The organism is Pontibacter sp. CAU 1760 (assembly GCF_054482735.1).
On sequence record NZ_JBTLRL010000004.1, the window covers coordinates 297,041 to 310,655 of the forward strand.

The following is a 13,615-nucleotide window of genomic DNA, read 5'->3' on the forward strand; positions in this document are numbered from 1 at the left end:
TATAGCTAAATCAATAACAAAAAGGCGATATATAAAGTATTCTATTCAAACGGGCATTGGCATGTTAAACTATACTAGGCCAGCCTGTTCAAACTAGTTCAACACATTTAAAATACACAACTATGAAATTCAGAAATTTACTGCATGCAGTGACAGTGTTAATAGCCGGGCAATTAATGTTCTCCTGTAACTCTGCCGAGTATTACCGCTTTTCAGCTGCTAAACCAGAGGCCTATAATACTGTGAAAGCCAAGCAAGCGCCTGCCACTGCAACAACAGATGATGCGGTAGCCCCAGCCCTTGCTTCAGAGGATATGGTTAAGCTGGAAACTAAGCTTGCGGAAGTTCCAGTGTTAGAAGCAAATGTAGGTGCAGCAGTTCCCGCTGCAATAGCCAATAAATCGTCTGAAGTGGTGAAAGCGCCTGCAGCCAGAACAGAAACTGTTGCGGCGAAGCCAGCTTTGTCGGCCGCTGAGGCAGAGGTGTTGTCCATGGCTACCGAGCGACTGGAGCGCATGACCAAAGCGGAGAAGAAAGCCTTTAAAAAGGAAGTAAAGGAAGCTTACCGTCAGTCAGCCAGTACCACTTCTATTGTAGAAATCATTTTGGCTGTGCTTCTTCCTCCCTTGGCGGTGTTCCTGCACGACGGCATTGGCACCTCTTTCTGGATCAGTATCATCCTGACACTCCTGTTCTTCATACCGGGTATAATTTATGCCTTATTGGTAGTAACGGATTCGATTTAAGAAAACAGGAACACTAATAGCAACAAAAGCAGCACTGTCTCAGGCAGTGCTGCTTTTATTTTTAGGCTATGTGTTATTGTTCGGTTATCCTAAAGTCGATCAGACAGTATAAAAACAGGACGTGCACTAACTTCTGCTCTAATGTTTTAAGATTTAGCAGATAGAGGAGTGCGAAATGTTTATAAATTGCCTGATCCTGACACATCAGGTACTTATTTCCGTAAATAAACCAAGTAACAAAAGGCAATAAGATTAGCAACACGATAGCTGCATGGACTACAAGGACTATTATAAAATACTAGGAGTGGAGAAATCTGCCTCTCAGGCAGAAATTAAAAAAGCCTACCGCAGTCTTGCCAAAAAATATCACCCGGACAAAAATAAAGACAATAAAGCGGCCGAGGACCGTTTTAAGGATATCAGCGAAGCCTATGAGGTACTGGGCGACGAGACAAAGCGACAGCAATATGACCAGTTAGGGTCTAACTGGCGGCAGTTTCAGAATGCCGGTGCCGGAGGAGGACAGCAGTATGGCCACCCGGGTGGGGGCTACTATAGTGGCGGCGGCTTCGAGGATATGTTTGGAGGTGGCGGCGGAGGCGGCTTTTCTGATTTCTTTCAGCAGTTCTTTGGTGGTGGGGGGGCTGGCTTTAACCAAGGCGGCGGCAGAAGCCGGGCACAAAATGGCCAGGACTACCAGGCGGAGATGGAAATCACGCTCCAGGAAGCCTTTTCGGGAACTTCACGCCTGATCAACCTCAAAAACCAACAGTTACGCATCACCACCAAACCCGGCGTGGCCCACGAGCAGCAGCTACGGATTAAAGGGAAAGGTGGCCCGGCAATGGGCGGCGGTGCTGCTGGCGACCTCTATATTAAAGTGAACATCATTCCCGACCCCAATTTCGAGAGACGAGGGAACGACCTGTACACCACCCTGCCAGTTGACATGTATACGGCCATACTAGGCGGCGAGGCGCAGGTGCAAACCATGAGCGGTCAGTTAAAGCTAAAAATACCTGAAGGCACACAGCCCGGCAAAACCTTGCGGCTGCGAGGCAAAGGAATGCCGGTTTATGGCAAAACCGACCAGTTCGGAGACCTTTACGTAAAAATAGAGGTAAGCCTCCCAATGCACCTTTCGGCCCAGGAACGGAAACTCATGGAGCAGCTTCGGGATATTAAAAAAGAGAAGATAGTATAGACGCACCTGCCACCATTAAACGAGGGAGTTATGCTGATTACGAGAGACCAAACACAGAATTACAGTTCGTTCGATAAGTTTATCGATAGCCTGGCAGACCAGCATTTAGTCTATTATGCGTCTGACCTGTTAGCGCAACATGCCTGCCATACCATGCAAGAGCTAGGGATGGCTATCAAGAGAGCGACGGAGGTATGCCATACCATGCACCTGCCATTGCGCGAGAACTTTAAAGTAGTGTTCAGATCGAGCAACGGCGAAGTAGTACAGGACTGGCGCTTGTCGCCGACAGCCTACCTGCTGCTAGTGCTAAACGCTGACTCGCACAACGACATTGTGGCCAGAGCGCAGCTTGAGATGGTGCGCCGCGTGCTCAATCAACAATAGGCAAGGGTTGCGGCAGAGCCTCCTGCCTAGCCAGCACATCCAACCAGCCAAACTGCTTGCAAAGCCTTTGCGTATTCGCAGGCAGTTGTGCCTTTAGCTGCACCTCTTCATTTGTATCCGGATGCCTGAACGTCAGCGAAGCCGCGTGCAGCAAGAGGGAAGGGCTATCTAAATTCTCCAGGAACATCTTGTTATGACGCCAATCCCCGTGGCGCTTGTCCCCTATAATATAGTGGCGTAAGTGCGCAAAATGCTTGCGTATCTGGTGCATCCTGCCTGTTTCTGGCTTTACACGCACTAAGCTATAACGTGCCGTCTGGTACGGCCCCACAGGTATAGGCAATTCTACAGTCGCCAATCGGGTGTAGCCGGTCACAGCTTCCTGGGGTTGATTGTGCTTGTGGTCTTTGTCCGGGCGAATAGGAGAGTCAATAATGCCGGATTCAGGAGTGTAGCCCCGCACGATGGCGAAGTACGTTTTATCAGGCTCCCGGTCCACAAGAGACTTTACGACAGGCGCTGCCGCCTCCGGCGATTTAGAAAAAAGCAACACCCCGGAAGTGCCTCTGTCGAGGCGGTGCAGGGGGTATAGCCGGTAGCCCAACTGGTCCCGCAGCAGCTGCAAGGCAAACTCCTTTTTCTCTTCTGCTATCCGTGTGCGGTGTACCAATAAGCCATTCGGCTTGTTGATGGCCACATACGTAGCGTCCTCATAAATTATTTCCAGCACCTTTTTCCAAATTTATTTGACAAAAATACACAGAATAATATGGAGAGTGAAAATCACTTGTATTCAATATATATTAATATATAAATATAAATATCCATGCTTTGGCTCCCTCAGAAGGCATTTATATTCATTATATAAAGTATATAATATATACATTTTTATGCTCTAAATAGATAATTTATTATATATAAAACTATCTATAGTTAAACTATTTCACGGAATACAAATGAAACCATATATAAAACTATATAGTATGTCGAATATAATATTTCCGATACCATCTTTATTCGCCCTATTTAAAAATAAAACCCATGAGAAAAATTTTATCTTACTTAACGCTCTTGTTGGTGGCTACCCTTGTTGCCAACCCATTGCCTTTGCTAGCGGATGATGTGCCGCCTGAGGCTCCAGCAAACCTCTCGGCAGTGCTATCAGGCAGTGAGCTGCGCATTTCTTTTACAGAAAGCCCTGCCACCGACCTAAAGGGCTACCTGCTTCTCCGAAAAGAGGGGGTTACGAATGAAACTCCCACACTTCTGCCAAAAATTGCTCCAACCATCCTAAATATACCAAGTGACTGGAGTTTGGCCGTGAACACGGCTAAAAACGGGGGGAACATCGGAGTGGAACAAAACACCTATACCTACCTGCTTTACCAGTACGATCATTCCTATAACTACTCTACCCCCAGCCGCATTGTGGTCTCTTATACCGACCAAAACGTCTCCAGTGATCTTGCCGCCAATCTACTGGTTCTCTCCAACGGGAAATTGGCTATCCAGGCAAACAGAACACTCACCATTGCCAAAGGCGGAAGTTTTGCATGGTTGGGAGGCTCACTGAGCAATCAGGGCATTATAGATGTTAAAGGCGTCTTCCGGGTACCCGCAGGTATAACCTATGACAATGGCAACGGACTGTTTCAAGTATCCGCAGAGGGTAAAACAGTCGTTGAAGGGGAATTCAATATCGTTGACCGACCAAACAATACCATTAGAATACTGGAGAAAGGCTTACTGCATGTGGCACCCATAGGTAAACTAACTGTTTTCAAACACGGAGACCTACGGGTAGACTCCAAGGCAATCTTCACCGTTGACGGCACGTTGGATGTGCTTGACGAAGTAAGGGCAAACTTTTATATCAAAGATGATGCGATCACTACTTTTGGACCAGGCGCTTTTTTCCATCTCCGCAAGAATCTGAAAATACCAAAAGCCACCTGGCTCGATGGTTCTACCATGGCTTGGTACTACAACGGGATGCCTACGGGCATCAAACAATTGTTCTCCAACTTCATCTGGGATGTTAGCGACCAGGGTGGTCCCCTAAACCTGAACTGCGACCTGAAGCCCAACGGCAAGCTCATTGTACAAAACACAAATAGCAAACTGCTTACCCTGGGTAGCTGCGACTATACGTTAGGAGGCGATTTAGTGATAGGCACAAATGCAATGGTTTCCTTCGACGATAAATTGACCAGTACCACAGGCAGCATTAACAACAACGGCTCCCTGACCGTGGTGAACGAGTTGAAAGTACGTGGAAGCCTGGAAAATAAGGCAGGCGCAGCCATGCTATTGCCTAAGAAAACCACCACTGGCGGAAACATGATCAACTTTGGGGAGATCTCGCCCTATAGCAGCAGTGACTATGACCTGCTGGACATTGGCGGCCGGCTGGAAAACAACAGCAGGAATAAGTTTGCTTTGCCTAAAGTAGTAAAAGTGAAAGGCGACTTGATTAACAGAGGTACGCTCGTGCCAAATGCCGAACTGTACCTGGAGGGCAGCCTGGAAAATCAGGGCGAGGCGAGTTTTAAGAGTGCGGTGAGCTGGAGCAAGATACATTTCACCAATACCTCTCAGCTCAACAAAGCATCACGCTTGCGTATACCTGAAGCAAATTTGGCCAATAGCGCCATTGGAGAAATTCTGATCGAGAATGGCAGAAGTATTTCCCTGGCCTCTGACCTGGAACTGGCAGGCAATGCAGCTAAAAGCGGAAAGCTGCAGGTAAAGGGAGGAGCTACCCTGAACTTAGGTACCTACGAGGTGAGAAATGCTTTGAACGCGACCAATAATGATTTTATACTGGAAGACGGGGCCTCTCTGGAGATTGGCCATGCGCAGGGAATTGCGCCTGCCTCAGAGCAAGCCGGGGCGATCAGAACCACAACCCGCAACTACGGGGCAAAGGCATTTTACACCTATGCCGGCACGAGCCCACAAATAACAGGGTATGGGCTGCCAGCTAAAATGGAAGGCAGCCTCACCATCGACAACCCTAGCGCTGTGACCCTGACGCAGCACACCACGGTCACGAAGCTCCTTCGCCTGAATCAGGGAGAATTTAACCTCAACCACAAGGTGCTTACCCTGAATGGACAAATGACGCAGGGTTTTGGCACCTTAAAAGGAAGCAACCAGTCTGAGCTGCTTGTTGTGAATGATGATGAGAACGCGACGATCACGATACCCGCTGTTACGCTCAAGCAACTCTATATAAAAGTAAAGAAGAAAGTAGACCTCTCCGGCAGCGTGACCATACATGACAAACTGGATATGGAAAAGGGAATCCTGTATACCCATAGCAACCGGGTGAAGCTGTTGCCTACCGCAACGCTGACGGAAGATGAAGACGAGGCAGATGAAGGCTTTGTGATCGGAATGGTAGAAACAGAGCACATCACCAACGAGATAAACAAAGTGTATGCTTTCAGCAACATCGGCCTGGAGATAACCTACAACGGCACCCCCGCCGGAACGACTCAACTGGTGCGCTATACAGGCAGCACTACACCGACCGAGAAGGATCTTGTTGTAAACCGCGCCTTCCAGATCAAGACAACCGTAGGCGAAGGCTTGGATGCTAAACTGGTGTTTAAGTACATGAAGCACGAAATAAAGGCCTTGCTTTTAAACTTCGAGGACAAATTCAACCTGTTGCGCTCCGAAGACGGCGGCACTAATTACAGACTTGTAAAAGGATCGGTGGCAAACAAAGATGCCCGCACGGTTACTTTAAGCAACATCAATAGCTTTACCGGTGCTACCACTGCGAGCAGCACCCAAAGCCTACCCCCCGGCTCTAGTACTATATTGGGTAGTGCAACAGCCGCTACGCATAACACGCCTGCGGTTTCCGGTTTTGAGGGGATCTCACGGGTACAGCAGGCAGTAACTACCCAGTCCTCTACCTGGACAGCGGGCGACCCAACCATCAACCCTTTTCCGGTGGAGCTGGCAAGTTTCACGGCTAAGCTAACGGCGGCAGGGGAGGTGCAATTATACTGGACAACCGCATCAGAAGCAGATAACAGCCATTTCGAAGTGGAGCGTTCTGCAGATGGCCGCCAGTTCAGGCAGGTTGTTCGCGTAGCCGGTGCCGGCAATTCCAATACCACTAAAGCCTATAGCTATACAGACAAAGAAGCCGATCAGCTTACAGCTCCTGTAGTGTATTATCGCCTGAAACAGGTTGACTTTAAGGGTACCCATGCGTTCTCAAAGGTGATCGCGGTACAGCAGCAGGAAAGGGCCACTGGCATTCGTCGCATCAGCATTAACCCAGGTACCGGAAACCTGGAGGTGCACTACGCAAACCTGGCGCCCGGCTTACCGATGCACGTGGTGTTAGCTGACCTGAAAGGGCGTTTGTTGGTAAATGCGCCCTATAAACTAGATGCACCTACAGGTACATTGGTCATACCCCTGAACAGCTCTGCTAAAGGAATAATGGCCGCTAAAGTAGCATCTGGTGAACTGTTTTTGGCTGCTAAGGTGATCAGGTAAACTATAGTACGTTAGTCTTCATGAGCGAGAGCCTGCCATTGTGCAGGCTCTTGCTGTTTATAATAAGTATATCCCAAGCATCTTTGGTTTCCAAAACAAACAGCATTAGCAGACTGAAACATGTCAAAGTGGTTATAAGCAGCTAGTTTAAGGGAGGTAAGGGTAGGAGTGAGGATAAATCAATGAAAGCATTTCTGTAGGCTAACATTAAGTCTGTCGATTGACACTCCACTCGACACTTATTAAGCATAGTATCAGTTGACAAGTTGGGCGAAAGGCATAAAATTCAAAGGGAAAGCAAAAGATTTACTTGGCAAGAGAAATTTTTTTAATTTTTTTTTAGGAAAGCACTGTATTGTACAGTCAGTCATAAAATCCACTCCATGATATGGTCTTATTAGATTTAAAAAGCTATATACAAATGTATATATATAACTTTTCCATTTAATAATTTATTGGTGCTAGTACTTTTTCACTCCAATGTTACACTATTTAAGCAGCATGTGTAACTACACGTATTAAAGAATCGTAACATATCTATATATTTGCAAAGCATAATACATATATTTATATATTATATAGATTGATTATGAAGAAACTACTACCACTATTGCATCTCCTGGCACTTTTGCTCTTAGTGACAAGGGCACAGCAGGGATTTGCGCAATCGCCCCCTACAAAGCTGGAGGTGAGACTGGAAAACTCTAAGCCTGTACTATATTTCACTCCAAGTACAGGCATTACGTCTCATATAATACTGCGGAAATCAGGTATTACCAGTGAGCTTCCTAGTTCTCCTTTAACTGGGATTGCGTTGTGGGATAAGGAAACCCTGGCTGCTTCCGCAACTAGCATAGAGCTAGCCCAAGGAACAAATACATACATACTGTATTCTCTAAACGGTAATATTTTCTCGGAGCCAAAGAAAATAGTTGTAGTGAATAGTGATGAAACTATATCAAACAGCATAGCAACAGACTTGTTGGTAATCCTTAACGGAACAACTAAAGTCAGTTCTGGAAGAACCCTCACAATAAACACCTCGGGGACGCTAAATTGGTTGGGTGGTAATCTGAAAAATGAAGGCACAGTTGTTTTACAAGGTTCTTTCAATATACTGAATGGGAAGGCCTACGATAATGGGGCAGGATTATTCACTATAGCTGCTGGTGGTAACCTGAAGGTGTTTGGTACCTATAACTTGGGAAATGCTCAGAATGACAAACTAGAGGTACTTAAAGATGGTGTATTGACCATTCCATCTACCGGCTCACTGTTAATGTCTAAGTTTGGCGAGCTAATCGTTAGAAAAGAGGGCATAATACGAGTAGATGGCCTTATCGATGTGTCAAACGACATCCATGTAACCTCAAATTTTGATGCAGATGCTCTAATCACCTTCAATAGTGGATCTAAGTACATCTTGCGCAATAATAAAACAGCCATTCCAAAAGCCATTTGGAGCACAGGGTCCACAGTAGAGTGGGCCGGACTTGAATTGCCTAGCGGTATCAAGCAAACCTTTGCAAACTTTATCTGGAATTCAGCAGGTCAGGGGCCTAATTTAGATTTAGGATGCGACCTGAAAGTTACTGGCGATCTGACGATCAGGTCAACTAATAACAAACAACTGAACATTGGTTCGTGTGATTATGTAGTGGGGAAAAACCTTATCATAGAGAACAGGTGCGATACAAGGTTCAATGGGAAATTGGCAGTTAAAGGAAGTATTACGAACACCGGCAACTTAGTTGTGACCGGTGATATGACTGTTGATGGGAATATCACAAATGAAAACGGAGCTACGATTCAGCTTCCTAAAAAAATCAAGTTAGGTCTGAACGGCTTAGGTGGTAACTTTACAAACGCCGGCACAATAACGCTCCTTAGTTCTTTCGATCTGCTCGACATTTCCGGAAAATTGGAGCACAATAGCACAAGCAATGCTTTCCCGCTTGCCAAGATAACCTATGTAAATGGCGGCCTGGTCAATAACGGAACCTTGACAACTCCATCAGGGCTTGAAGAGCTAAAAGTTGCGGGCGGTATCATACATAATAATACATCGAGCCCATTCCCATTGGCTACAGAAACTACGGTGCTGAGTGGGGGTATAACAAGCCATGGCCCTGTGCAAGCCTCAACTGCTACAAACCTTCTGCAGGTAACAGGTGGAATCACTCACAACAGTAACAAAATATTTCACCTGGCTAAAAAGACAGATATCAAGAGTGGTGGGTTAATTAACAAGGGTAATATGATGCCTTTAGCTGGTAGTTCATTCGAAGAACTTTACATAGTAGGCAATAGTCAAAACATGGAAGGTGCGCAGATGCAGTTGCCCACTAAGACAATTACCTTTAACGGTGATTTAAGCAATGCAGGCACCTTAACCCATACAGGTAGCGGAACACTTACAATCACAGGGAAATTGGATTTGGTGGCCGGGTCCAGCTCCTCGCTTCCTTCGGCTACTATCAGTGGCGCTTTGAGTAATGCCGGTTCGCTGTCGGTTAAAGATCAATTAACAGTGAGTGGCGCTTTGCAAAACTTAGCTAATGCTCAAATGCTTTTGGCTGCACAAACTACGGTATTGGGCGGCGGCCTGGTCAACAACGGTACCATCACAGCCCCAGCCACATTCAGTGTGCTAAAAGTGACGGGAGGTATACAGCACAATGCATCAGGCACTTTCCCGCTGGCTTCAAATACTACTGTTACGAGCGGTGGTATAATAAATAAAGGGATTATGTCTCCTGTGTCAGAAACTGACTTCGCAACACTAAGCGTGACGGGTAATATAGACAATGCTGTAGGTGCCAGCATTAAGTTGGCTAAAAGCACTACAACCGGCGGCTTTGTCAATAACGGCACTGTAAGCGCTGTAAGCGGCTTTACAACGTTAACGGTGGGTGGCAAGCTTGAGCACAATGCATTAGGCACTTTTCCGCTGGCCACACAAACCACCGTATCGAGCGGCGGTATAATCAGCAATGGCCCTATGACGGCACCAACCACATTCAATGTTCTAAACGTGACAGGCGGTATACAGCACAACACAACAGACACTTTTCCGCTGGCCACGCAAACCACCGTATCGAGCGGCGGTATAACGAGCAATGGCCCCATGACAGCCACGGGTTCCTTTACCCTTTTGGATGTGACAGGCGGCATCGCTCACAACAGTAATGGAATGTTCCACTTGGCCAATAGCACCACCATCAAGAGCGGCGGACTTACAAACAAAGGAACTATGCTTCCGTTGTCAGCAAGCACCTTTGCAACCTTAAGTGTAGCGGGCAACATCGACAATGCCACTGGTGCTAACCTCACCTTAGCCAAAACCACTAACACAACAACTGGTAGCCTGATCAATAACGGCTCCGTTAGCGCTGTCAGTGGCTTTACAACCCTAAGCCTAGGTGGGAAGCTTGACCACATTTCGACCGGCACATTCCCACTGGCTACACAAACCACCGTGCTGAGTGGGGGTATAACAAGCAATGGCCCTATGCAAGCCTCAGCTGCCACAACACTTCTGCAGGTAACGGGCGGAATAGTTCACAACAGTACCGGAACGTTTCAATTAGCTGAGAAAACAGATATTAAAAGCGGCGGACTTTTGAACAAAGGCACCATGAAGCCTTTTGCAACAACCAGTGACTTTGAAACATTGATTGTAGTGGGAAATACGCAAAACGCAGCTGGTGCCCAGCTTCAGTTGCCTACCATTACAACAACGGTCACCGGAGATCTCCTGAATAGTGGCACGATCACCTCTTCAGCTAGCGGAGCCCTGACAGTATCTGGTAAGTTGGATGTTGCAAACGGAGCCAGTGTAGCGCTGCCTAAAACCGCCACTATCGGCGGCATATTGACCAATGCCGGATCGGTGTCGGGAAGAGACGCCATGACTTTCGGAGGTGCTTTACAGAACCTGGCTGGTGCCCAACTGCAGATGGCGCTGCAAACTACCGTGTCGAGCGGCGGTCTGGTTAACAGTGGCACCGTAACGGCACCGAATGCATTTAGCATGCTGAGAGTTACAGGTGGTATCCAGCACAACAGCACATCGAGTGCTTTCCCACTGGCAAAATACACTTACGTGACAAGTGGCGGCATAACGAGCAACGGCCCAATAACAGCTATAGCAGGTTTCAACATGCTGGATGTTTCTGGCGGAATAACCCACAACGCGGCCGGCGACTTCCATTTAGCAATGTATAACTATATACAATCTGGCGGCGTGGTTAATAAAGGAAACATGGCACCTCCTGTGGCAAGCGAATACGAAGAATTCAAAATATTTGCAGGTGACTTGAAAATCATGTCTGGTGGTCAGTTTCAGCAGTCTACTATTACCACTGCCATCACCGGAGATCTCATTAATAGCGGTACAATAACTTCAACAGCTAGTGGAGCACTAACGGTTACTGGCAAAATGGACGTTGCAGCCGGTGCCAGTGCCTCACTTTCTAAAACGGCTACCATCAGTGGAAACCTGCTTAATGCCGGTACTGTAACGTCTAGAGACGAGCTAACCGTTAACGGTCCCCTAACGCGCAATACTGGAAGCTTATCACTGGCAAAAAAGACAACAATACTGGGTGACCTGATAAGTTCGGGTACGTTGCAGGTCCATGAGCAGCTATACCTACACGGTAGCTTGGAAGCCCCAACTGGCTCTAGCTTCAACCCTCTGGCTACAAAGCGTGAGCTATACTTCAAGCAAATAGCACAGGATAAGGTTACAGACTTTAGCTTTTCTAAAGGCATGGCTGCGGCAGGGTCTATCCAGAAAGTAGCCATTGAAGCAGGCCGTAAAGTGCAGCTTGCCTCTGACATTCAGCTGTCCGGGGCTAGCGCTTTCGATGTCGCCTCAAACAGTGCTTTATACCTGGGTAATAACATCATCTTCACTGCTGCAGGTGCCTCCGGCTCAAACTTCACCGTCAATGCCAATGCTACCCTCACCATTGGCCATACTGAAGGTATTAGTGCCAATGGGAATTCAGGGGCCATCCGCACTGATTTCAGAAATTTCAAGTCTGGTGCTTTCTACGTTTATAACGGCACTAAAGCGCAGGTAACCGGTACCGGCCTACCTGCAAAAGTGGATCAACTACTAATTATTGATAATCCAACTACCGTTACTTTGTCTCAGAATCTCATCAACACAGTATCGCTTAATTTGAAGAGAGGTAAATTTGACCTAAACGGCAACAAGGTAACAATCGAAAAAGATTTGATAACTGAAACTGGTACTATTGAGGGGGGAGGCAATTCAGAATTGGCATTTATAGGTAGCGGCATCATGCAAGTTCCCGCAGGTACCCTAAGCATCCTTAATATTAAAGCAAGTGCCGATGCCAAACTTAGTATGGTTGGTAACCTTACTGTAGATAGAAGACTTTACATGGATGAAGGGGTGCTTTATACCAAAGCCTATAAGGTTATCTTGCAGCGCAACGCAAACTCTATTTTAGGGTCAATATTGGTGGAAGATAAGGAAGAGTTTTCCAAAGGGTTTATATCAGGCACAATCGAAACCGAACTTCCTACCACTGCCGCTGGCCTCACTTACGATATAAATGGAATTGGCATCAGTGTAAAATTTAACGGAAAGGCAGGAGGTACAACATATGTTACAAGAAGAACCGGCACATTACTTGATAAAAAGGGTAAGGTTAAGTTTGCTAACAGAAGCTATCAGATTGCTACAACCGAAAATAACGGTCTGAATGCCGCTGTTACCTTCCAATACATGGTGGATGAATTTACTGACCTACTATTTGACAACCAGTTGAAAATTTACAAAACGGCTGATGGCGAAAACTTCGAAAAGAGATCAAATACTATTGTTAATACTGTAGAGAAAAGCTTAACAATCTCAAGCGTCGATCAATTTAATGCATCTTTTAGCGCAGCTTCAAGTAGCGGTATACGTGCATCTTCAACAGGCGTAACTACTCTTGGAGGCAACCGCTCAGGCTTAAGCCAGTCGGCTGACAATTTATCAGGGGTTAAATTTGGCAGTACGTCGGTAACACAGAGTAGTGTAACAGCTCCTTTGGCCGATGAGAAGCCGACACCCTCTACGTATGCGGCGGGCTCAGAGCCGGCGCCGCTACCGGTGGAGCTGATCAGCTTCTCGGCCGTCTTAAACCAAACGGGCGATGCAGAGCTTTCCTGGGCTACTGCTTCTGAAACGAACAACAGCCACTTCGAAGTGCAGCGTTCGGAAGACGGCAAGCTTTGGGACATCGTGAACCAGGTAACAGGCAAGGGCAATGCCAGTACTACTTCCCGCTACAAATGCCTCGACAGCGATTTCGCCACTGTAGCTGCCCCTGTGGTTTTCTACCGCCTGAAGCAGGTTGACTTCGATGGCTCATACGCTTTCTCGAAAGTGGTAGCGGTGGAGCAAGTGGCGCAGGCAGCCCAGTTCAGCAGTATTTACCTGAATAAAGCCACCAACAACCTGGAGATTCGTTACAATAACCTTAACCCAGACTTGCCAGTGCATGTAGTGCTCTCCGACATTAAAGGCCGCACCTACATCAACAAGCAGATTAGCTTGGATAAGCGAAGCGGCACCCTGACGATACCTGTTTCAGGGGCTGCAAGCGGCATGCTGGTTGCCAGGGTTGCCTCCGGAACAGTTTTCTTGTCTGCTAAAATGATCAAGTAAGCATCACCCGCTATATTATTTTTAGAAAAGCCTGCCCAGATGGAGCAGGCTTTTCTCGTTTTA

General features: G+C 47.0%; 6 protein-coding genes. 5 read left to right on the forward strand and 1 reads right to left on the reverse strand.

What is annotated here, in order from left to right:
• Positions 1-122: 122 nt before the first annotated feature.
• From ACXYMU_RS07910 to ACXYMU_RS07920, 3 genes are all read left to right on the forward strand, one after another.
• Positions 123-746 carry a YqaE/Pmp3 family membrane protein gene (locus ACXYMU_RS07910; RefSeq protein WP_458985825.1) on the forward strand — a complete coding sequence of 208 codons (624 nt, stop codon included), beginning with the start codon at positions 123-125 and terminating at the stop codon, positions 744-746.
• Between the two features lie 271 nt (positions 747-1,017).
• Positions 1,018-1,950: a DnaJ C-terminal domain-containing protein gene (locus ACXYMU_RS07915; protein WP_458985826.1), complete on the forward strand. Its 933-nt coding sequence runs from the start codon at positions 1,018-1,020 to the stop codon at positions 1,948-1,950.
• Positions 1,951-1,980: 30 nt separating this feature from the next.
• Positions 1,981-2,337, forward strand: coding sequence for a hypothetical protein (locus ACXYMU_RS07920; protein WP_458985827.1), 357 nt, complete (start codon positions 1,981-1,983; stop codon positions 2,335-2,337).
• Here the strand turns inward: ACXYMU_RS07920 and ACXYMU_RS07925 are convergent.
• Entirely contained in the window at positions 2,324-3,067 is a 744-nt protein-coding gene (locus tag ACXYMU_RS07925) for a pseudouridine synthase (protein WP_458985828.1), read from the reverse strand. The genes ACXYMU_RS07920 and ACXYMU_RS07925 overlap by 14 nt on opposite strands.
• A 311-nt stretch (positions 3,068-3,378) precedes the next feature.
• On the opposite strand from ACXYMU_RS07925, the gene ACXYMU_RS07930 reads away from it, so the two are divergent.
• Together ACXYMU_RS07930 and ACXYMU_RS07935 are read left to right on the forward strand one after the other, a co-directional pair.
• Positions 3,379-6,861 (forward strand): hypothetical protein, encoded by a 3,483-nt coding sequence (locus ACXYMU_RS07930; RefSeq protein WP_458985829.1) that lies wholly within the window; start codon positions 3,379-3,381, stop codon positions 6,859-6,861.
• A 589-nt stretch (positions 6,862-7,450) separates the two neighbouring features.
• Positions 7,451-13,552, forward strand: coding sequence for a beta strand repeat-containing protein (locus ACXYMU_RS07935; RefSeq protein WP_458985830.1), 6,102 nt, complete (start codon positions 7,451-7,453; stop codon positions 13,550-13,552).
• The last annotated feature ends 63 nt before the right edge of the window (positions 13,553-13,615 follow it).